This window comes from Psychromonas aquimarina ATCC BAA-1526 (assembly GCF_000428725.1).
GTDB lineage: Bacteria > Pseudomonadota > Gammaproteobacteria > Enterobacterales > Psychromonadaceae > Psychromonas > Psychromonas aquimarina.
The window spans coordinates 32096-54057 of the sequence record NZ_AUAM01000008.1 but is presented as its reverse complement, the minus strand read 5'-3'; the positions used below and the strand labels follow the sequence as shown (position 1 = coordinate 54057).

The 21962-nt window shown below is 44.5% G+C and carries 25 protein-coding genes; 2 read left to right on the top strand and 23 right to left on the bottom strand.

What is annotated here, in order from left to right:
• Window positions 1–53: 53 nt before the first annotated feature.
• The 3 genes from putP to recG form a co-directional block, all read right to left on the bottom strand.
• A complete protein-coding gene (putP, locus tag G337_RS0101420; RefSeq protein WP_028862282.1) occupies window positions 54–1550 on the bottom strand; it encodes a sodium/proline symporter PutP in 1497 nt (498 codons plus the stop codon).
• Window positions 1551–1725: 175 nt separating this feature from the next.
• Window positions 1726–3072, bottom strand: coding sequence for an AsmA family protein (locus tag G337_RS0101415; RefSeq protein WP_028862281.1), 1347 nt, complete (start codon window positions 3070–3072; stop codon window positions 1726–1728).
• Window positions 3065–5137 carry an ATP-dependent DNA helicase RecG gene (recG, locus tag G337_RS0101410; RefSeq protein WP_157619152.1) on the bottom strand — a complete coding sequence of 691 codons (2073 nt, stop codon included), beginning with the start codon at window positions 5135–5137 and terminating at the stop codon, window positions 3065–3067. The genes G337_RS0101415 and recG overlap by 8 nt, the downstream gene beginning before the upstream one ends.
• A 135-nt stretch (window positions 5138–5272) precedes the next feature.
• On the opposite strand from recG, the gene G337_RS0101405 reads away from it, so the two are divergent.
• A complete protein-coding gene (locus tag G337_RS0101405) occupies window positions 5273–6130 on the top strand; it encodes a phospholipase A (protein ID WP_028862279.1) in 858 nt (285 codons plus the stop codon).
• 96 nt (window positions 6131–6226) lie between these two features.
• Here G337_RS0101405 and G337_RS0101400 read toward each other — a convergent pair whose 3' ends face one another.
• The 5 genes from G337_RS0101400 to G337_RS0101375 form a co-directional block, all read right to left on the bottom strand.
• Complete coding sequence (locus G337_RS0101400) at window positions 6227–8452, bottom strand: glycoside hydrolase family 3 protein (protein WP_028862278.1); 2226 nt, start codon at window positions 8450–8452, stop codon at window positions 6227–6229.
• A gap of 265 nt (window positions 8453–8717) precedes the next feature.
• Window positions 8718–10112 (bottom strand): GTPase/DUF3482 domain-containing protein, encoded by a 1395-nt coding sequence (locus G337_RS0101390; protein ID WP_028862277.1) that lies wholly within the window; start codon window positions 10110–10112, stop codon window positions 8718–8720.
• Window positions 10105–11550 carry a DUF2868 domain-containing protein gene (locus G337_RS25335; protein ID WP_051302881.1) on the bottom strand — a complete coding sequence of 482 codons (1446 nt, stop codon included), beginning with the start codon at window positions 11548–11550 and terminating at the stop codon, window positions 10105–10107. Before G337_RS25335 ends, G337_RS0101390 begins: the two co-directional genes overlap by 8 nt.
• Before the next feature lie 22 nt (window positions 11551–11572).
• Window positions 11573–12262 (bottom strand): tRNA (guanosine(18)-2'-O)-methyltransferase TrmH, encoded by a 690-nt coding sequence (trmH, locus tag G337_RS0101380; RefSeq protein ID WP_028862276.1) that lies wholly within the window; start codon window positions 12260–12262, stop codon window positions 11573–11575.
• Window positions 12263–12463: 201 nt separating this feature from the next.
• A complete protein-coding gene (locus tag G337_RS0101375; protein WP_028862275.1) occupies window positions 12464–13057 on the bottom strand; it encodes a superinfection exclusion B family protein in 594 nt (197 codons plus the stop codon).
• Between the two features lie 149 nt (window positions 13058–13206).
• On the opposite strand from G337_RS0101375, the gene oxyR reads away from it, so the two are divergent.
• Window positions 13207–14109: a DNA-binding transcriptional regulator OxyR gene (gene oxyR / locus G337_RS0101370; protein ID WP_028862274.1), complete on the top strand. Its 903-nt coding sequence runs from the start codon at window positions 13207–13209 to the stop codon at window positions 14107–14109.
• Window positions 14110–14180: 71 nt separating this feature from the next.
• Here oxyR and rplQ read toward each other — a convergent pair whose 3' ends face one another.
• The 15 genes from rplQ to rplE all read right to left on the bottom strand — a co-directional run bounded on the left by rplQ (window position 14181) and on the right by rplE (window position 21955).
• Window positions 14181–14561: a 50S ribosomal protein L17 gene (rplQ, locus tag G337_RS0101365; RefSeq protein ID WP_019613700.1), complete on the bottom strand. Its 381-nt coding sequence runs from the start codon at window positions 14559–14561 to the stop codon at window positions 14181–14183.
• A 37-nt stretch (window positions 14562–14598) separates the two neighbouring features.
• Complete coding sequence (locus G337_RS0101360; protein ID WP_019613699.1) at window positions 14599–15585, bottom strand: DNA-directed RNA polymerase subunit alpha; 987 nt, start codon at window positions 15583–15585, stop codon at window positions 14599–14601.
• A gap of 25 nt (window positions 15586–15610) precedes the next feature.
• Window positions 15611–16231 carry a 30S ribosomal protein S4 gene (rpsD, locus tag G337_RS0101355; RefSeq protein WP_028862273.1) on the bottom strand — a complete coding sequence of 207 codons (621 nt, stop codon included), beginning with the start codon at window positions 16229–16231 and terminating at the stop codon, window positions 15611–15613.
• A gap of 33 nt (window positions 16232–16264) precedes the next feature.
• Window positions 16265–16654 carry a 30S ribosomal protein S11 gene (gene rpsK, locus G337_RS0101350; protein ID WP_019613697.1) on the bottom strand — a complete coding sequence of 130 codons (390 nt, stop codon included), beginning with the start codon at window positions 16652–16654 and terminating at the stop codon, window positions 16265–16267.
• A gap of 11 nt (window positions 16655–16665) precedes the next feature.
• The gene (gene rpsM / locus G337_RS0101345) at window positions 16666–17022 is read right to left on the bottom strand and encodes a 30S ribosomal protein S13 (protein ID WP_028862272.1); all 357 of its coding nucleotides are present in this window, start codon (window positions 17020–17022) and stop codon (window positions 16666–16668) included.
• 130 nt (window positions 17023–17152) lie between these two features.
• The gene (rpmJ, locus tag G337_RS0101340) at window positions 17153–17266 is read right to left on the bottom strand and encodes a 50S ribosomal protein L36 (RefSeq protein ID WP_005417265.1); all 114 of its coding nucleotides are present in this window, start codon (window positions 17264–17266) and stop codon (window positions 17153–17155) included.
• Window positions 17267–17303: 37 nt separating this feature from the next.
• The gene (gene secY, locus G337_RS0101335; protein WP_019613695.1) at window positions 17304–18632 is read right to left on the bottom strand and encodes a preprotein translocase subunit SecY; all 1329 of its coding nucleotides are present in this window, start codon (window positions 18630–18632) and stop codon (window positions 17304–17306) included.
• 6 nt (window positions 18633–18638) lie between these two features.
• Window positions 18639–19073 carry a 50S ribosomal protein L15 gene (rplO, locus tag G337_RS0101330; RefSeq protein ID WP_028862271.1) on the bottom strand — a complete coding sequence of 145 codons (435 nt, stop codon included), beginning with the start codon at window positions 19071–19073 and terminating at the stop codon, window positions 18639–18641.
• 2 nt (window positions 19074–19075) lie between these two features.
• Complete coding sequence (gene rpmD, locus G337_RS0101325; protein WP_028862270.1) at window positions 19076–19258, bottom strand: 50S ribosomal protein L30; 183 nt, start codon at window positions 19256–19258, stop codon at window positions 19076–19078.
• Window positions 19259–19264: 6 nt separating this feature from the next.
• Complete coding sequence (gene rpsE, locus G337_RS0101320) at window positions 19265–19765, bottom strand: 30S ribosomal protein S5 (RefSeq protein WP_028862269.1); 501 nt, start codon at window positions 19763–19765, stop codon at window positions 19265–19267.
• A gap of 11 nt (window positions 19766–19776) precedes the next feature.
• On the bottom strand, window positions 19777–20127 hold the full coding sequence (rplR, locus tag G337_RS0101315; protein WP_028862268.1) for a 50S ribosomal protein L18: 351 nt from the start codon (window positions 20125–20127) through the stop codon (window positions 19777–19779).
• A 9-nt stretch (window positions 20128–20136) separates the two neighbouring features.
• Window positions 20137–20670 (bottom strand): 50S ribosomal protein L6, encoded by a 534-nt coding sequence (gene rplF, locus G337_RS0101310; RefSeq protein WP_028862267.1) that lies wholly within the window; start codon window positions 20668–20670, stop codon window positions 20137–20139.
• Between the two features lie 10 nt (window positions 20671–20680).
• Window positions 20681–21073, bottom strand: coding sequence for a 30S ribosomal protein S8 (gene rpsH, locus G337_RS0101305; RefSeq protein WP_028862266.1), 393 nt, complete (start codon window positions 21071–21073; stop codon window positions 20681–20683).
• A 26-nt stretch (window positions 21074–21099) separates the two neighbouring features.
• Entirely contained in the window at window positions 21100–21405 is a 306-nt protein-coding gene (gene rpsN / locus G337_RS0101300) for a 30S ribosomal protein S14 (RefSeq protein ID WP_028862265.1), read from the bottom strand.
• Between the two features lie 10 nt (window positions 21406–21415).
• A complete protein-coding gene (gene rplE / locus G337_RS0101295) occupies window positions 21416–21955 on the bottom strand; it encodes a 50S ribosomal protein L5 (RefSeq protein ID WP_019613687.1) in 540 nt (179 codons plus the stop codon).
• Between the last annotated feature and the right edge of the window lie 7 nt (window positions 21956–21962).

Below are 21962 nucleotides of genomic sequence, written 5' to 3'. Positions count from 1 at the left end.
ATTATGCCTCACTCTTGTAATCTGCACAGAAGCGAGGCAAATATCATGCACAACTAGTCAAATTCAGCTAAGTTCTTTTCAAACAAATCATACTGATCGGTAACTGATTTATCAGGAGCAGCCGTTGCTAAACTGGTTATTACAATAGCAGCGCCGGCAAAAATAATCCCCGGGACGATTTCATAAACATCAAAAATCCCGCCTGTTAACTGTTTCCAGACAACAATAGTAATACCGCCGACAATAATTCCCGCTAATGCACCATTTCGGTTCATTCGCTTCCAGTACAGACTTAATACCAATACCGGTCCAAATGCAGCTCCGAAACCAGCCCATGCATAAGATACCAGACCAAGTACCGAGCTGTCCGGATCCATTGCTAAGAACAGCGCCAGCAGTGATAATCCGATCACTCCCAGACGTCCAACCATCATCACTTCAGATGAAGAAGCCTCCGGGCGCAGAAGCTGTTTATAGAAATCTTCAGCTAAAGCTGATGACGATACCAGCAGCTGAGAATCTGCCGTACTCATAATAGCAGCCAGGATCGCCGCCAGTAGAATACCAGCGATAACCGGGTGGAAGATAGCATTTACCAGAAGCATAAATATTTTTTCGCCGTCAGCTAACTGCCCCGCCATATTACCTTCAATATATAAAAGGCCGACTAGACCCACTAAGATCGCACCAAACATAGAAACCGCAGTCCAGACCACTGCAATACGGCGTGCAGTGGTTAAATCTTTATTGGTCCGTGTTGCCTGAAAACGTGCAAGAATATGCGGCTGGCCGAAGTAACCTAAGCCCCAGGCTAGTAATGAAACAATCGCAATCCAGGATAACGGCTGACCGTCAATACCATTCCACAGCGTTAACAGTTCCGGGTTAATATTTGCTAAATCAGTGCTTAGCTGACCGAAACCACCCTGCATAGCGGCAATCGGCACAATTAACAGCGCGGCCGACATTAATAATCCCTGCACTAAATCGGTCCAGGAAACAGCTAAGAAACCACCGAACAGCGTGTAGGAAACAACACAGGCGGCACCGATAACCACTGCATAGGTATAGTCTAAACCAAATACAGTTTCGAATAATTTACCACCGGCAACCAGACCGGAGCTGGTGTAGAAAAGGAAGAACATTAAGATAAAAAAGGCGGCTATGGTCTGTACTAATTTAGATTTATCATTAAAACGGCGTGAGATAAACTCCGGCAGAGTTAATGAGTTGTCGGTAGTAATACTGTAGGTACGCAGGCGTTTTGCTGATAATAACCAGTTAGCCCAGGTGCCGATTAATAAACCGCCGGCCAGCCAGAGTGACTCCATACCGGCTGCATAAGCATAACCTGGCAGACCTAGTAATAACCAGCCGCTCATATCAGAAGCGCCTGCAGACAATGCCGCCGGCCATGGCCCTAATGTGCGCCCGCCCAAAAAATAATCCGAAGAGTTACTGGTGCGTTTATATGCGTAATAACCGATAAATAACATCCCGGCTAAATACGTTATAAACGTTGCCGTTATGGCAAAGTTGTTTTCAATCATGGGGTCCCTATTAAGATTAAAGTTAAAAACTGGCGGAGATTATAGCAAAATAGAGATTATTATTCTGACAACTTACAAAACCATTACTATTCATATAGTTAAGCAAGATACACGGGTAATCTTAGCCTCGACGGCGAAACACAAATGGAGTATGAATTACAGCATGGGAAATCAGTTACTGACTGACAGCATCTGTTTTTAACAACTGCTTTATCAGTAAGACGGCCTGATCATTTTTCGACAGGCGCCCTGAAACTTCAAACTGTTCAATAACTGCCGACGCCCACTGCAGATAAGCAAACTGCACGGAAAATGAACCGGCACGGCGCGCTTCTTCAGGCAGCGTCTTCACTTGGTGATTATGAAGCAGAGTAAAATTGGAAACACGGCTGTTGAAGTTTTTCACAACTAAGGGGAACTGCTGATTATTACTGCTGATGTTTATATTTGTTAACAGCATCTGCTTTACAAACAGGTTTTCAATCGGCAGTGGTTGTTTGTTATTTTCTGTATTTGAAACTGTTTCTATCGGCCGCTCAGCTAAAGGCGGAATTATTAAATCCATATCTGTAACCGCTAAATCGTGCACAGTTAGTGTTTTAACAGCTAAAGCAGGCTTCGCAGATAAGCGCATCGACAGTAAGATATCGGCCTGCAGCTGCAGTTCTCCAGAGAACAGTTCTGTGCTTAGACTTTTTATACTGAGCTTGTCTTTATTAAGTTCCATAACAAGCTGAGTATTATGCGCAGCGGCTGCCTGCTGTCCGTTCAGGCTGATATCCAGCTTATCCGCCTTAATATCCAGGCCGGCCTGCATGGTCTGCAGTGTAAAAAAGAAGTCCAGATTAAAGCCGGAAAGTCTCAGTTTTTCAGAGTTTGAATGCTGCGCAGAAAGCTCTTTGAACGCCAGTTTTAAATTACCTTTAAAAAATGCGGCCGCGAGCTGCTGATTTTCGATAAGCACAAGCTCTTTCGAACTTAAGGCCGCACCGTCTACAACTAGCAGCTGCTCAGCTTGGGTGATATCTACATTGAGATCCTTAACAGATAGTTTCTGTATTTTAAACTGCTTCCAGGGTATCTGCTGCGGCGCTTGAATATTAGAAGCGCTCTGCCTGCTGCTTGTATTTTCAGCGCCAAGTTTAGTAAAAGCAGAAACATCTCCGCGGATATTAACCCCGGTTAACTCTACGAGACCAAGTTCTAACTCGCGGTTCCACAGACTTAACTTGTTTATATTGATTTCCACATTATCAATATATACAAGTTCCCGGTTATCTGCCGCCAGCGACAGCCCCGAAAAAGAGATCCTGGATTCAGAGAGCAGACGGCTGTCAAGAGCTGCAAAGCTAACCTGATAACCTGTTGCCCTGTTTATCTGCCTGCTGATCAGCCCGCGGTAATCGTTGAGATCAAAAAAGTAAATAAAAGCCCCTAAAGAGAAGCTCAATACACTGGCTATCAAAACACAGCTCAGCAGGCGGCGATAAGCTCTGCACCTTGATAGAATAAGGCTAGGCATGAGCATACTGCCCTTTATCACCCAGCCAGCGCTTGGTCAGCGGTGTTATCAACTCGGGAAAAGAGTGCACGACCGTCTGCGCCAGCTCCTGTGTCTGCGGAAGTAAACTCTGATCACGAAGCAGATCTGCAATTTTAAATTCCGCAACACCGGTCTGCCTGGTACCTAAAACTTCTCCCGGACCACGAATAGCCAGATCCTGCTCGGCAATATAAAAACCGTCATTACTTTCACGTAAAATCTGCAGACGTTTCTGCGCAGTTTTAGACAGCGGATTTTTGTAAAGTAACACACAATGGCTGGCAACACTGCCGCGGCCGACTCGTCCGCGCAGCTGATGCAGCTGCGCTAACCCCAGCCTTTCCGGATTTTCAATTATCATCAAACTGGAATTAGGCACATCCACCCCGACTTCAATAACTGTAGTTGCCACTAACAGATCTAATTCACCGGCCTTAAAGTGTTCCATTACATACTGTTTTTCAATAGCTTTCATACGCCCGTGTACTAAACCAATGCGTAAATCAGGCAGAGACAGCTGCAGTCCATTCGCAGTTTCCTCAGCCGCCTGGCACTCTAACACCTCCGACTCTTCAATCAGGGTACATACCCAGTAAGCCTGACGCCCTTCATTCTTACAGGACTGATAAACACGCTGAATAATCTCATCGCGCCTTGAATCCGCCAGTGCAACGGTTTGAACAGCTGTTCTGCCCGGCGGCAGTTCATCGATTACCGACACATTAAGATCCGCATAGGCGGTCATAGCTAATGTTCGCGGAATAGGTGTTGCGGTCATGGTTAACTGATGCGGAGAAAAATCTCCAAACTGGCCTTTCTCACGTAACGCTAATCGCTGGTGCACGCCAAACCTGTGCTGTTCATCAACAATAATTAACGCCAGCTTATTAAATTGTACATTTTCAGAAAACAGTGCATGGGTTCCCACCACCATTTTCGACAAACCCAGGGTGATATTTTCTAACTGATCACGCTTTTCTCTGGCTTTCAATTTTCCAGAAAGAAAACCAACACGAATATCAAGCGGCTCAAACCACCTCTGAAAATTTAACAGGTGCTGCTCGGCGAGCAGCTCTGTGGGCGCCATTAAAGCGGCCTGATAACCCGCTTCAATTACACTTAAAGCGGCCAGTGCAGCAACTAAGGTTTTTCCAGAACCTACATCCCCCTGCACTAAACGCATCATAGGTACAGCCTGCTGCAGATCCTTCTGAATCTCACTGCAGACTCTGTTTTGCGCATTAGTTGCCGAAAACGGCAGGCTGCTTAATAACTGTTTTTGTAATAAACCTGTTTCATGAATAACAGCAGCCTGATGCCGCTGAGCATTAACACGCATGGTCAGCATACTCAGCTGCTGGGCTAATAACTCTTCCACAATCAGGCGCTGCTGCGCAGGATGAGTTTTTGCTTCCAGCTGTTCAATACAGGCATCCGACGGCGGACGATGAATATACTTAAGTGCATCGGCAAGGTTAATCGGATGAGGCAGCAGGTGTGTGGGCACTAACTCGGCAATTTGATTCTGCTGTAAATGGAGCAGCGCCTGCTCAGTTAAATTACGTAAGCTGTTCTGCTTTAAGCCTTCGGTGGTCGGGTAGATCGGCGTAAGCGTTTCTTCAACATGACTCTCCAGCCTGGCATCAAGGCGCGAATAATCGGGATGGGTTACTTCAAAGCCCTGATAACCACGACGAAACTCACCAAAGCATTTAATTAAAGTGCCCTGCTCTAAGCTGTTTTTTTGTGAAGCATTAAAATTGAAAAAATTCAGGGTGACGCTGCCGCTGCCGTCACTGATTTTACACTTTAATATGCGCCGTTTACCAAACTGTACATTGCAGCTTAACACCCTGCCCTGCACGCTAACCTGCATGCCGTCTTTCAGATCAGAAATCGGATAAATACGGGTGCGGTCCTGATAATGTAGAGGCAGATGAAAAAGCAGGTCAGATACATCATTCAAGCCGATTTTTGCCAGCCTCTCAGCCGCTTTAATGCCCACGCCTTTCAGGGCTGTTAAGGGAATTTTTTCTAATTTCATTTTGCCCCTCAAGCAGTTAGACTGTAAAACAAGTTCAAACAGTCTAGCTATTATAGCGTTTACATTCTCTTGTGCGTCCAAGTTTACTGGTTATACACAGATAAATAAATTTACATTATTATTAAGGCGATGGATATGCGTTTTCTATTTTCACTATTGATTCTTTTATACAGCTTTTCCAGCCTAGCTGAACAATCAGCGGTTGATAAACGTCTGCAGCAGGAAAAAAATCTCGAAGAGGTCAACTTTTCGATTACTCCTCATAAACCCACTTATATTCTGCCGTTCAATTATAATGATAAAATCGATAGTTATGATGTTTACCGAAATACCGGGGACGATCATAAGGCACAAAATATGGAGATGAAATTTCAGATCAGCTTCAAAATGCCGGTCGCCCAGAATATAGCAGATCTGCCGCTCTCTGTTTATTTTGCCTATACACAAGTCTCCTTCTGGCAGGCCTATAATACCGAGCAGTCATCGCCGTTCAGGGAAACCAATTATGAGCCTGAAGTTTTTGCTCTATGGCAGCAGGATAAAGAGCTGGGTGCAGGCTGGAAGTTTAAATTAGCGGCCTTAAGTTTTACTCATCAGTCCAACGGACGCAGCGAACCTATCTCACGAAGCTGGAACCGTTTTGACGCTAAGTTTTTATTTGAAAAAAATGATTTTACCTTTGTAGTAAATCCATGGCACCGCATTTCTGAATCAGCAGAAGAAGATAATAATCCCGACCTGCTTGATTATTACGGACACGGTAAAATCAGCGCTATCTATAAACGGGGCGACAATACTTTTACTGTAAGCAGCAGAAACAATATCGAGAGCGGCTTTAGTAAAGGATCAACAGAATTTTCCTGGAGCTTCCCGATTCACGGCAATCTGCGCGGCTACCTGCAGGTATTCAGCGGTTACGGCAACAGCATGATTGAATACAATGAGTATACCAACACTATTGGTTTAGGTATTTCATTAACCGACTGGTTATAAATCCTGCCAATTGGAATTACAGCAAATTAAAGCTTAAAAACAAAAACCCTAGCATTTAACTAGGGTTTTATTTTTACTCATCAGACTAAGTCATTTTTACTTGTACGAAAGACCAAATCCAAACTCATACTGGGTAATCGTGTCTTTTTCCGGCTCGGCAAAAGAAGGTACATCTTCTAAACCGAACTCTTCAACCACAGCAGTATTAAATGGTAAACCAAACGGCAGTTTACCCTGCGGTTCTGCACCATTTTTATTGGTAATTACATCTAAAAATGCTTGATCAGACGTACCGTAGTTAGCTGTGATAACAGCAATATCATCTGCAATATTACCCAGAGCGGTAGGACGGATCATAAACACATCAAGAATAACACGTTTACCCGAGTCAATCGCAGCCTTGATTAAGTCATACGTTGCGCCGCCAGTATACTCACATCGGCCGACGGCTTTTCCAGCAAGCGGATGTTCTTCCGGGTATGTCTCAGAATCAGGGTAACAAAGCTGTGCATCATTCATAGAATCCTTAGCCAGCTCATAATCACGCAGACCATCAACAGTACCGGCCTGAGCTGCAAACTGAGCATCAGACATAAAGCCCAGTTCACCCATCGGCATTATGACTGCAAATGGATTCCATGCAAATGCCTGCAGACCCGGCGTGTGCGTACGGATAATAATCGTATCAGCATCTGCCATTTCATCAACTACAGTCAGACCGTAGCCGGCAGCGAAATCTGCTTCGATGCCGCTTACATATACTTTGCCTAACTCTTTAACAGCAAGCGGTAAAACATCGCCTTCATTTTTCAATAAAGTAACAGAGCGGCGCTGCGAATCATCAGCGGCAGCCTGGAATTCAGCTTTACCAACAATCGCCTTGGCGGCAGCCGAGTCAACCATTGGCGACTCAAACAGCCCCTGTTTAAACTTATTCAGCATAATGCGTTTCACGGACATATTAATACGTTCGATCGATAATCGACCGCTTTCAATGCTCGCAAGCAGTGCAGACGGATCATCAATGCCGCCGAATGAATCAACACCAGCATCAACAAACAAAGCGGCTCTTTCAGCAGCCTCCAGATCTTCCACACCCCACGGCATAGCCAGGTAAGCAAACGGATTCATCGTGGAATCTTCTAATGTCTGCAGACCTTTGCGGCATGGGCCGTCAGCTTTACAGTCACCTGCTACCAGCCAGTCGGAGAGAATCACGCCGTCAAATTTTTCTTCACCGCGTAACACATCGGTCAACAGGTACTTATTGAAATTAAATCCGACTTCGTCAATAGCCACTCCTTTACCATCTTTAACATCAATCGGCATACCGTAATAGGGCATTACACCCGCGACACCGGCTTCAAAAGCGCCTTTAAACGGAATTTTGTGGTATTCAAAGTTATTACCCGGATAAACCTGCTTTCTGCCGACAAAGTAATGGGCATCAAGACCGTTTTCCTGCGGGCCGCCGCCGGCAAAATGTTTTACTACGCCCCAGACACCGCCTTTAACCAGATCCGTATCTGAATTCTGCAGCCCCTGCACATAAGCTTTGGTCATGCGTCGTGAAACATGCGCATCTTCACCAAAAGTACTGTTGTTTCGGCCCCATCTCGGTTCAGTGGCTATATCTGCTGTAGGATGCAGTGCCTGGTTAATACCGACCGCCAGGTATTCCTGGCGGATAATATCAGCAAACTCTTTAACCATCTCCACGTCATCAACTGCCGCCATACCCAGTGTTTCGGTCCATTTGGAAAACTCTCCGGCACCGATAGATGCGCCGCCGGCTTCATTAAAGTGGTTACGCGGATCGCTAGAGATTGAAAGCGGGATAGCAAGGCGGGTTTGTTCAGCTATTTCCTGAGCCCTGTTATTATCGTCCGCAATATCTTGTACTGCGCCCGCCTGGCGGGTGATAAATGTATTGAGAAAACGATCTTTAATTAAGACCGTATTGTTAGGGAACATAGGGGTGCCGCCCTCAAAGACCAAGCGAGATTCACTTTCACCTAGTGTTCCTGCAGAGATAGAGAATGTGCCGTGCATCATAGCACCGGCTTTTTCTTCTGTAGTCATTCGAGCAACAAGGTCATCTGCACGTTCAGAGGCACTTAAACGCCAGTCCTCAAACGGGTTAACTTCACCGTCTTTATTATGATCTTTAAACTGATAACCGTCTTTCTCGATAACAGTGAGAGATCCTGTGGTCAACTGCGGCTGCTGAAATTTACTGCTGTCATCGTTATCGGAATCATTACATCCGCTTAGAATAACGGCAGCGATCAATGCGCTTAATTTGGTGACTTTCATCTTCATGGGTCCTCCTGGACATCCGTAGTAAAAACTAGGATTATCATTACATGAAGTGTCATTTTTCTTTTATCTTCTACAGGCAAGATCTTACCTTTAATGTTCATCGCTCAACTATGCAGGCTGGATCACAAATCAGTTTGAAGGCGGAGCATTTAAAGTGCGGGGCCATTACGAACAATCGTTTTATATCAACAACTTACAAGCACAAGCCGTAGGTGGAAGTATCCATTAGGGAATGCCTGCAGACAGGCTCAGCACGGCACAGGAATCAGAGCAGACTTTCGCCTTTAACCAGCTCCTGACACAATTCTTTCATAAATAACAAACGCTTATTTTCTGCCGGTTCGATAGATTGAGAGCTCAAAGAGGACCACTCAGGGCGGCTGCGCGCTTTACGCAGCCATTTCGACCAGTTTTCCGGCAGTTCGTTTTCCCTGCGCTGTTCCGTTATCTGATAATCAATTTTTGCAAAACTAGCGTGGCCTCTTTTCTGCAGGGCCTGCAGCAGTTTCACCTGTCTTAACCACAGCACCTGCAGGGTAACATCATTTAAACAGATATAACGGGAGCCTTTAATCTTTGCCTGTATCTCGTCAAAGTAATGCTGCTTAACGCCCCATAACGCACCGGCAATGCCGCCGGTCACAGCGGCAGCACCTAAGGTCATACCGGCAGTGACTAAATCAATCGCCACACCAAGCCCCGCCCCTTTGGCAATATTACCGGTCAGTTTAATGCCGAACTCCTGCAGGTTGTCTGCAGAAAATAGATCCAGTTCCCAGCCGCCCTGCTCTACAGGCAGCTGACTGTTTCTTAAATCATCCTTACGGAACTGATACAGTTTTAATAATCTGCGTACACATTTTTTTTCCGCTTCGCGCACGACCTGCTGCAGCTTTGCGGTTGTCTGCTCTATTTCCTTCTCGCCGTTAAACGTTTTATAACGCAGAGAGGCGCATTCAATAAATAAACTACCTGCCAGTTCAGCAGCTGCATTAAACAGCTCTGACCACTGCTGACGGCGCTGATTAATCAACTCCTGGAGCAGCTCCTCTTTATCCGTCAGAAGGGTCTGCATTTTCTGATATATTTTCAGTTCATCGGCAAACTTAAAGTGCACATTATCGAAGCTCACAAAAGCATGAAAGTTCAGCCGTGCCAGCTGTGTTTTCCACTGCTCTAAATTGGCTGCGCCCTCTATGGTGAAATTTAAAACTGGAATAACCGGCTTGGCCGCATAACTGAGAATATGCAGTTCATCACGATACTTGCCTAGAACAGGCTCGCGCAGATCAATCACATAGAAAATAATATCGTTATTTAATAATGCTCTTAATACTTTTGCTTCCTGCTGCAGTTCAGGATAGTCAGATAAATGTGCTAAAAAATAATTAAGACGTTCAATACCGTCAACGGACTGCCCGTCAAAAAAAGTGCTTAACAGATAAAAGAGGCGCATCGAGTCTTCTAAACCCGGAGTATCAAACAGGGCTAAGTTCTTATTCTCATCAATAGCTAATGCACCGCCCTCTACGTGACGCGTGGTGCCGGCCTGATCAGCAACTTCACCAAACTCGGTATCACGCAGTAAAGTTCGAATCAATGAGGTTTTACCCGCATTCGCATGGCCGACCACTGCAACTGACAGTCCGCTGTTATTCATAAGCTTCTCCGCTGCCTGCTATGCAGTCTAACTGGATGACGTTATCTAAAGAAATATCTGCCTGCTGAGCAAGTCCGTACCAGTCACTGCGGCGTTTATTGAGTTTGTCTTCCGGCAGCAGAGCATCGTTAATCAGCAGCAGATAATAGGACTTATTATCCTGCCCTGTTAATGCTTTGATAAAACCAAGCAGTCCACGATCCGGGGCACGCTGCAGTGAAAGATACACAAGCACAGACTGCTGGCTGACATTAGTTATATCAGCCAGCAGTTTCTGCTGACTTTGGTAATCAGAAATATGCCTGAATAAATCACAATAGTCAGGAGCATATTGTTTTACGTGTTCCCTGGCCTGTATTAACTGCTTTTCTGACAGCTCAACAGCCAGCGGATAAAACTGCTCCGGTACCCCCTGAGTATGCTTTGCCGTGGTGCCGTGATAAGCCGGTTGAGTTACACAAGCGTCCGGATCACTAATACCCAGAGAAGTAACATTAGGTTTTAATAACTGCCGTAACTGCACATAATAGGGACTGCTTAAGGGCAGATTAAACTTCATCTGGGCGGAACTTAATAAAAATCGCATCAGCAGCAATAACAATAAACGCGGCAGCAGACCGTAAAATATCAGGCTGCTGATTAATAAGCTTGACCAGACAAAACGGGTATTCTCGGCATCGTTAAGTAAATTAACAGCGCCTAAATGACTCTGCTGTATCTGCTCAGCAGTCGGCACAGGAAAACCTAACAGCTTAGGCAGATAAGCCAGAGATTCTGTTAACCACTGAAAGCTCTGCACGGATAAAATACTGGTCTGCCAGATAAAATCCACCTGATGTGTTGCCAGCATCACAATCAGCATCAGCACTGCACCGCAGAAATAGGAAAACCATAACAGATGAGTCAAGCCAGAGAGCTGGTAACGCCCAAGTCCTCCGGAAAATGTAGCCTGAAAGTAGCACCTGAACAGAGTCCAGTAATGTGGATTCTGCTGGGACTGCTGGTTAAACCTTTTTTCAAAGAACTTTAAAGAAAACATACTCAAGCGCTGCAGCCAGCCGCTGTTTAATGTATATCCCTGGAAAAAAAACAGCCCCCATAATAGAAGCGTTAACAGATTAGGAATAAAGAACAGGGCAAATGCCCAGAAAAAGTTAACCTCAGTTCCCTGCGCACTAAAAAACAGCTGCTGTACACAGCCGGCACCTATGAAGAATATAATAAAACACAGGCAAAAAGAGAGATTTGTAAACAGACGTTTGAAATGCGCAAATAAAGGCGAAATCTGCAGGCGCAGATCTAATTGTGCGGCACGGCGCAGCAGCCGCTGTTCAAAGCTTAACGAGCTTTGATCCTCAGCATGCTCAGCTGAACAAGGAGAATCACCTTCAACGGCGCGAACCCCTTCGGCTAATAAAATCTGCTGAAATAGATTCACTGCTCAACTCTCCTCAGGCTGATTATTTCTTTGCACTGCGGATAGCTAACCACCAGTCTTGATCGGCATCAATCTGCCCTTCTTCGTCCAGCGGCGGGTAAGGCAGATTCTTCTCTTTACATAATTTAGTGAAAATAGGATGACCGCCTTCAAACAGTATACGATGCGCTTCATCAGCAGATAAACGGCATTCACCATCATACATTCCGGCTAATTCACGCTGACGCTGTGCTTCATAGAGAATAAGCGCCGAAGCAACAGATACATTTAGTGACTGACACATGCCGACCATAGGAATAATTACATCCTGATCCGCAAGTGCTAATGCTTCTTTGCTGATGCCGTGCTTTTCCTGGCCCATTAAAATTGCTGTCGGCTTGGTATAATCAACTTCACGGAAATCTACTGCAGTATCGGAAAGATTAGTGGCAATAATCTGCATGCCCTGTGCACGCAGCTCTTTAACAGCATCATCTAAGTTATCGTATGAATGTACATTTACCCAGTTCTGACTGCCGGTCGCGGTGCTGCCGGAAAGACGTTTTGCTTTCTCTTCCCACGTTGCATGCACATCACTCACACCGACCGCATCGGCAGTACGTACAATAGCAGCTAAGTTATGCGGCTTATGCACCTGCTCCAAAAATACCGTCAGTTCTGGTTGGCGATGATTCAGCATTTGCGTAATACGGGCAAGACGTTCAGGTGACATAATAATTCTCAATAATGGGTAAAGTTTAAGAGCGGTATTATATACCCATTCTACTTCAAGATGCGAGCCAGTGAACACCTTGAGCAAGCCTGAAAAGTATCAAGCAGTCATTGGAGCTGGCGAGGTGAACGGGACATTCACCTCATAATATAGCTATGCTGGTTGGAGATGCGGCAGGCAGCGCAGCTATAGATAACAGTATTAGTCTCTTAGCGGGATGTAATTACTGCGTGCATAATCTGGACGGGCGGCTTTCAGCACTGCAGCTTCTTCTTCTGTCAATTTTCCGACAGGCAGACCTAACACTCTATGGGTCAGCTGTTCTCGAGCATCAATTGCAATAGACAGTTTAATAATACGCCCGCTGCCTTTGATTTCCTGAGTTTCAAATGCCGGTACAAGCACAGCAGAACGCAGCAGGTTACTGACAGCCGGTTCATTCATCGGCAGCGGCAGAACGTTTTTACGCTGAATAATAAATTCACGCAGCACAGCTTTTTCTTCAAAGTCTAACTGACGGATCATTTTATTACGTGAAGCAAGAATAGTGCGCTTTTGATATTTACCGCTTAAACAGCTGAATAAAGATATCACCAGACGTGTTACTAAATATGAACCGGTCAGTAATGCCAGGATCCAGGCATAAGGCGCATAAATGTCTGCCCACTTATCTGCACCGGGAATACGCAGTATAGATGCAGGTGCGGCTAATAATACCGCACTAAGAATGCACATCCATGCCATAGCCAGCGTGATGCCCTGCTGCTCTTTTACACGTTCAATAAACTGCATCATAGTTAAGCTCCTTGCCAAAAATTTGTTATACAGTCTATTCAAAGCAAAAAATATGCCATAGCAATCAATAATTAACAATTATTCCTATATATGCCCGACATTAGTTGCTGTATCCTTATTTTCTAATATTTCAACTTCAAAGGAACAGTATGAATTTTAGAGATTTAGAGTATTTAATCGCACTGGAGGAGTTGAAACATTTCCGCAAAGCCGCTGAAAAATGTTTTGTCAGCCAGCCGACATTAAGCGGGCAGATTAGAAAACTGGAAGATGAATTAAATGTGCAGCTGATGGAGCGCTCATCGCGCAAAGTTATATTTACTCAGGCCGGTCTGGATATTGTTGCCAAGGCAAAAACCATATTATTAGAAGCTCGCTCCTTAAAGGAGATTGCTAAGAGTCATAATGAGCCGATGCAGGGCACCCTGCATATCGGGCTTATCCCAACCGTTGCTCCTTATCTGCTGCCGCTGATTATCCCGACAATAAAAAAGCATTTTCCGGAATTGGAGTTATACCTGCATGAAAATCAGACTCATGTTTTATTAAAGCAGCTTGAACAGGGAGAACTGGACTGCCTGATGCTGGCAGTCTTACCTGAAATGGAGTCATTTCAGCAGTATAAGCTTTATGATGAGCCGCTTGAGCTGGCCCTTGCCGAAACACATCGCTGGGCAAAAAAATCCTCAATTGACTTAAATAAGCTCCGCGGAGAGCATCTGCTGATGCTTGAAGACGGACATTGTCTGCGCGATCAGGCGATGGGATTTTGTTTTGCCGCCGGTGCAATTGAAGACAACAGTTTTAAAGCAACCAGTTTAGAAACACTGCGCCATATGATCAGTGCTGAAAACGGTCTGACTCTGTTACCGCAGCTGGCGATCCCGGCTAACCGTCATCAGGCAGGCATTAAATATATTCCCTTTAAAGAACCTGTACCATCACGGGAGGTTGGACTGATCTGCCGGCGCAACAGCGTGCGCAAAGTATGTTTTGAACAGTTGTCGAACCTGATCAGTAAAACCGTTGAGACAAAATTAGACTGTTATTAAAATTTAATAAATAACAGATACAAAAAAGCCGAACATAAGTTCGGCTTTTTTACTGCAGCATTAAAAGAGGCTTACGCTTCTTCGTCAGCTACTACTGGGCGGTCTACTAAAGTGATGTAAGCCATTGGAGCTTTATCACCAGTACGGAAACCACATTTAATGATACTAGTGTAACCACCAGGACGAGTCGCGTAGCGAGGACCTAGTTCATTAAATAATTTTGCTACCGCTGCATCATCACGAAGACGAGCAAACGCTAAACGACGGTTAGCAACGCTATCCGTTTTAGCTAGTGTAATTAACGGCTCAATTACACGACGCAATTCTTTTGCTTTAGGCACAGTAGTTTTAATAACTTCGTGCGTAGCAATAGAGATTGCCATATTACGAAACATAGCCTGACGATGACTGCTGTTTCGGTTAAGTTGACGTCCACTTTGACGATGGCGCATAACCTAATCCTTATTATTCGTTATTCGGATGACTGGACTAATCTTCGATAAGACTTGCAGGCGGCCAGTTTTCTAGGCGCATGCCCAGAGAAAGTCCGCGAGATGCAAGAACATCTTTGATTTCAGTTAGAGACTTCTTACCTAAGTTAGGTGTTTTAAGAAGTTCAACTTCAGTTCTTTGTACCAGATCACCGATATAGTGAATCGATTCTGCTTTCAAACAGTTAGCAGAACGAACAGTTAATTCTAAGTCATCTACTGGGCGTAAGAGAATAGGATCAAACTCAGGTTTTTCTTCCTTCTCAACCGGCTCACTAACATCACGTAAATCAACAAACGCGTCTAACTGCTCAGCTAAAATTGTAGCTGCACGACGAATTGCTTCTTCAGGATCAAGTGTTCCGTCCGTTTCCATATCGATGACAAGTTTGTCTAAATCGGTACGCTGTTCAACACGAGCAGATTCAACATTGTAAGCAATACGCTCAACAGGGCTGAAAGTCGCATCTACTAGTAGACGACCAATTGGACGCTCATCTTCTTCAGTATGAATACGTGATGAAGCTGGAACATAACCGCGACCTGATTCAATTTTAATACGCATGCTGATTTCAGCATTGCCTGTTAAATTACAGATCACATGTTCTGGGTTGACTATCTCTACATCACCATCATGAATGATGTCGCCTGCAGTAACAGGACCAGCGCCAGATTTAGTTAAACTAACTAGAACTTCGTTTTTACCTTCAAGCTTAACAGCCAGGCCTTTAAGGTTAAGAAGAATCTCAAGGATATCTTCCTGTACGCCTTCTTTGGTGCTGTACTCATGTTGTACACCATCAATTTCGACTTCTGTTACCGCTGTGCCGGGCATAGACGATAATAGGATACGACGAAGTGCGTTACCTAATGTGTGACCAAAACCACGTTCAAGCGGCTCTAAAGTCACTTTAGCTCTAGTTGCATTGACTTGTTCGATATCAACTAATCTTGGTTTTAGAAAATCAATTACAGAACCCTGCATTTGTGTCCTCTCTTAGCAGTTAACTTTACTTAGAGTAAAGCTCGATGATTAACTGTTCGTTAATCTCAGCAGATAAATCTGAACGTTCAGGTTGACGTTTAAATTCGCCTTCCATCTTCGTTGTATCAACTTCAACCCAACCTAAAGCTTCACGTTGACCAGCGATCTCTAGTGCAGCGCCAATACGTGACTGCTTTTTAGCTTTTTCACGAATTGCGATCACGTCGCCAGTTTTTACGTTGAAAGAAGGGATGTTTACAACTTTACCGTTCACTAAGATAGCTTTATGGCTAACTAGCTGACGAGATTCAGCGCGAGTAGCACCAAAACCCATACGGTATACAACATTGTCTAAACGGCCTTCAAGAAGTTGAAGTAAGTTTTCACCAGTGTTGCCCTGTAAACGAGCTGCTTCTTTGTAATAGTTACGGAATTGCTTTTCTAGTACACCGTACATACGACGAACTTTTTGCTTTTCACGTAGTTGTAAACCGTAGTCAGATAGACGAGGTTTACGAGCACCATGAACACCAGGTGCGTTATCAATCTTACACTTAGATTCAATCGCGCGGACACCAGACTTTAAGAAAAGATCTGTTCCTTCACGACGGCTAAGCTTAAGCTTAGGACCTAAATATCTTGCCATTGTTCTTTCTCCAGTTACCTTGGAAGGTCGCTATTAAACGCGACGTTTCTTCGGTGGACGACAACCATTATGTGGGATCGGTGTAACGTCAGTAATATTAGTCACACGGAAACCCGCCGCGTTTAGTGCGCGAATCGAAGATTCACGACCAGGTCCAGGTCCGTTTACAAAAACTTCTACGTTTTTAAGACCGTACTCTTTAGCTGCTTCAGCAGCACGTTCTGCAGCAACCTGTGCAGCGAACGGAGTAGATTTACGTGAACCACGGAAACCAGAACCACCGGCAGTTGCCCAAGAAAGAGCATTACCTTGACGGTCTGTAATAGTTACGATTGTGTTGTTGAAAGAAGCATGGATATGAGCCATACCATCAGCAACTTGCTTTTTAACGCGCTTGCGAGCACGAGTTGGAGTCTTAGCCATTATCTCTTACCCTATTTCTTGATTGCTTTGCGCGGACCTTTACGAGTACGAGCATTCGTTTTAGAACGCTGTCCACGTACAGGCAAGCTGCGACGATGACGAAGTCCACGGTAACAGCCAAGGTCCATTAGACGCTTGATGTTCATAGAAACTTCACGACGTAAATCACCTTCAACGGTGAACGTAGCTACTTCAGTACGAAGAGCTTCGATTTGCGATTCTTCCAGATCACTTAGTTTAGCTGATTCTGCAATACCGGCCGCCGCACAGATTTTCTGTGAGCGAGTTTTACCGATACCGAAGATTGCAGTTAATGCAATTACAGCGTGCTTATGATCAGGAACGTTAATGCCAGCGATACGGGCCACTATGCACTCCTTAAAAGTTAACGATTCATTTGCGAAAAGCCCGGTAGGATACTCTACAAATGATAATTTATCAAACAAAATACAGCTTAGATAACAAAGTTACCTAAGCTGCTGATATCCAAAATCTAAATTAGCCTTGGCGCTGTTTGTGCTTTGGCTCTACACAGATAACACGCACAACACCGTTGCGCTTGATAACTTTGCAGTTACGACAGATTTTTTTAACGGATGCACGAACTTTCATTGCAACACTCCGTAGTTAGTATAACTATCAGACCGGCTTATTTGCCGTAATCTTTCAAGTTAGCTTTTTTCAAGACAGAATCATATTGATTAGACATCAAATGAGTCTGTACCTGTGCCATAAAGTCCATGATAACAACAACGATAATTAATAACGAAGTACCACCGAAGTAGAACTGCGTATTCATTGCAACCATCATAAACTCGGGAATCAAACAGATAAAGGTAATATATAACGCACCTGCTAATGTCAGGCGAGTCATCACTTTATCAATGTAACGTGATGTTTGTTCTCCGGGACGAATTCCTGGAATAAAGGCACCGCTTTTCTTCAGATTATCTGCCGTTTCACGTGGATTAAACGTAAGTGCAGTATAAAAGAAGCAAAAGAAGATAATTGCGGCAGCATATAACATCATATGCAGCGGTTGTCCCGGCTGTAGCGCCAGAGAAACATCCGATAACCAGCTTAAACCTTCAGTCTGACCAAACCAGGCAGCGATTGTACCAGGAAATAAGATAACACTCGAGGCAAAGATTGCAGGAATTACACCAGCCATATTCAATTTCAATGGAAGGTGCGTGCTTTGAGCAGCAAAAACTTTACGCCCTTGTTGACGTTTTGCGTAGTTAACAACGATACGTCGCTGACCACGTTCAACAAATACAACAAATGCCGTTGTCGCAAATACGATAACGATTAATGCTAAAAGCACTAGAAGATGAAGTTCACCTTGTCGCGCCTGCTCTGCAGTCTGCCCAATTGCTTGAGGAAGACCTGCAATAATACCTACAAAGATAATGATAGAAATACCATTACCGATACCGCGCTCAGTTATTTGCTCACCCAGCCACATAAGGAACATTGTTCCTGTCACTAAGCTCACAACTGCCGTTACATAGAAGCTCAGACCTGCATTTTCAACAAGTCCAGGCATCATTGTCGGCAAACCAGTAGCAATACCAATTGCTTGGAATGTACCTAATACCAAAGTACCGTAGCGTGTATATTGATTTATCTTACGACGACCAGATTCGCCCTCTTTCTTCAGCTCAGCTAAAGGAGGATGAACAACCGTCAACAGCTGGATAATAATCGATGCCGAAATATACGGCATAATACCCAGTGCAAAGATAGATGCACGCTCAAGCGCACCACCAGAGAACATGTTAAACATCTCTATGATGGTACCCTTTTGCTGCTGAAATAAATCAGCTAGGACAGCGGCGTCAATACCAGGAATTGGAACAAAAGAGCCCATACGGAACACTAAAATTGCGCCTAAAACAAACAAAAGTCGTGTTTTAAGTTCGCTTAAATTACTGCCTTGTACTGCTTTTGGATCTAATCCTGGTTTCTTAGCCATTACCTATTATTCCTCGATTTTTCCGCCCGCAGCTTCAATTGCAGCACGTGCACCCTTCGTTACACGAAGACCCTGTACTGTAACTGAGCGAGAGATTTCACCAGATAGAACTACTTTTGCAAACTTAACAGTGTTTACAAGTAGACCTGCCTGTTTCAGCGTTTCAATAGTTACTACATCACCTTCAACTTTAGCAATTTCGTTCAGACGAACTTCACCGCTAACAAGAGATTTACGTGATGTGAAACCAAATTTTGGTAAACGCTGTTTCAAAGGCATTTGACCGCCTTCAAAACCTGGACGAACAGAACCGCCTGAACGAGACTTTTGACCTTTATGACCGCGGCCACAAGTTTTGCCAAGTCCAGAGCCGATACCACGACCTACACGTTTAGCAGCAGGCTTAGAGCCGGCTGCCGGAGATAGAGTATTTAGTTTCATAATTACCCCTCAACCTTAACCATATAGTAAACTTTATTAACCATACCGCGTACTGCTGGAGTATCTTCTAACTCAACAGTATGACCGATGCGACGCAGGCCTAGACCTGTTAATGTTGCACGGTGCTTTGGTAAACGGCCAATTCCACTTTTGGTTTGGGTTACTTTAATCGTTTTAGTAGCCATGCTTAATTACCCCAGAATATCAGTAACGTTTAGACCACGCTTAGCCGCGATCTGCTCTGGAGAATTCATATTCTCTAGTGCGTCAAGCGTAGCGCGAACAACGTTAATCGGGTTAGTTGAGCCGTAAGCTTTAGCAAGTACGTTCTGTACGCCAACAACTTCTAATACGGCACGCATTGCACCACCTGCGATGATACCAGTACCTTCAGATGCTGGCTGCATGTATACCTTAGAACCAGAATGACGGCCCTTGATAGGATGCTGCAGAGTGTTACCTTTTAATTGGATTTCGCTGATATTGCGACGTGCTTTTTCCATAGCTTTTTGAATAGCTGCAGGAACTTCACGTGCTTTACCATAACCGAAACCAACACGACCACTACCATCACCAACTACTGTTAGTGCTGTGAAGCTAAAGATGCGACCACCTTTAACTACTTTTGAAACACGGTTTACTGCGATTAGCTTTTCGTTCAGATCACCGGTTTGAGATTCTACTTTTGACATCATCAGTACCCTTAGAACTGTAGACCAGCTTCACGAGCTGCTTCAGCTAGTGCTGCTACGCGACCGTGGTATTGGAAACCGCTACGGTCAAAAGAAATTTTAGTAATTCCTTTCTCTACCGCGCGTTCTGCAACTAATTTACCAATTAGTTGAGCTGCTTCTGTGTTACCACCGTTGCTTAATTGTGCACGCACTTCTTTTTCTAATGTAGAAGCGCTTGCTACGACTTGTGCGTCTGCTGTAATTACCTGCGCGTAAGTATGGCGAGGTGTACGGTTTATCACAAGACGAGTTGCACCAAGCTCTTGCAATTTCTTACGTGTGCGGGTAGCACGACGAAGACGAGATGCTTTCTTATCCATAGTCTTACCTTACTTTTTCTTCGCTTCTTTACGACGCACATTTTCATCAGCGTAACGAACACCTTTACCTTTATAAGGCTCTGGCGGACGGAATGCACGAATCTCTGCAGCTACTTGACCTACTTCCTGCTTATCAGAACTTTCAAGAACGATTTCTGTCTGGCTAGGAGCCGTCGCAGTTACGCCTTTAGGTAATGTATAAACAACAGGGTGAGAGAAACCTAAAGTCAGGTTGATCTCTTGGCCTTTAACTTGTGCACGGTAACCAACACCTTGAAGAAGAAGAGTCTTCTTAAAGCCTTCAGCTACACCTACAACCATGTTGTTAACGTTAGCACGAGCAGTACCTGCTTGTGCCCAGGCGTCTTTCACGCCTTCAACAGGTGCAAATGTAATTACACCTTCTTCTTGTTTAACAACAACAGCATCATTAAGAGTACGAACTAATTCGCCTTTACCACCTTTTACAGTGATCTCTTGACCGTTTACTTTAACTTCTACGCCAGCAGGAACAGTAATCGGTGCCTTAGCTATACGAGACATAGATTACTCCTTAAGATACGTAACAGATGATTTCACCGCCGATGCTAGCTTTACGCGCAGCTCGGTCAGTCATTACACCTTGAGAAGTTGAAACAATCGCGATACCTAAACCAGCCATAACCTTAGGAAGATCGTTCGCACCTTTGTAGATACGTAGACCTGGACGGCTAACTCGTTTTAAAGTATCGATAACTTTTTTGCCTTCGAAGTACTTAAGAGTAACTTCTAATTCAGGCTTTGTGTCACCAGCAACAACAAAATCAGTAACGTAACCTTCTGCTTTAAGCACAGCTGCAATTGCAACTTTTTGCTTAGAAGAAGGCATCTTTACAGACACTTTGCTTGCTGCTTGACCGTTACGAATACGCGTAAGCATATCCGAAATAGGATCTTGCATGCTCATAACTATTTACTCCGTGATTTAATTGATTACCAGCTGGCTTTCTTAAGGCCAGGGATTTCTCCGCGCATCATATGCTCACGAACCTTAATACGGCTCATGCCAAATTTACGAAGAAAACCATGTGGACGTCCAGTTACGTTACAACGATTACGTTTACGTACCGGGCTTGAATCACGAGGTAGCGTTTGAAGCTGTAACACTGCATCCCAACGAGCTTCGTCAGTTGCATTGATATCATTAATAGTTGCTTTTAATGCCGCACGTTTTTCTGCGTATTTAACAACTAGCTTCGCACGTTTTACTTCACGCGCTTTCATTGATTGTTTAGCCATAACTTACACCTTACTTACGGAATGGGAAGTTAAAGGCAGTAAGCAATGCACGCCCTTCTTCGTCAGTCTTAGCTGAAGTAGTAATTGTGATATCTAAACCACGTACTTTATCAACTTTATCGTAATCGATTTCAGGGAAAATGATTTGCTCACGTACACCCATAGAGTAGTTACCACGACCATCGAATGACTTAGCATTCAGGCCGCGGAAATCACGTACACGTGGAATAGCGATTGTTACCAAACGCTCAAAAAATTCCCACATACGCGAACCACGTAGTGTTACTTTACAACCAATCGGGTAGCCTTCACGAATTTTGAAGCCAGCCACTGAGCGACGTGCTTTAGTGATTACCGGCTTTTGACCTGAGATTGCTGCCATATCTGACGCTGCGTTCTCTAGGACTTTTTTATCAGCCAGTGCTTCACCAACACCCATGTTAAGGGTGATTTTCTCTATTCGAGGGACTTGCATGACAGACGTATAGCCGAATTGCGTTTGCAAATCAGACACCACGTTGTCTTTATAGAAATCATGCAGTTTCGCCATCGTAAAC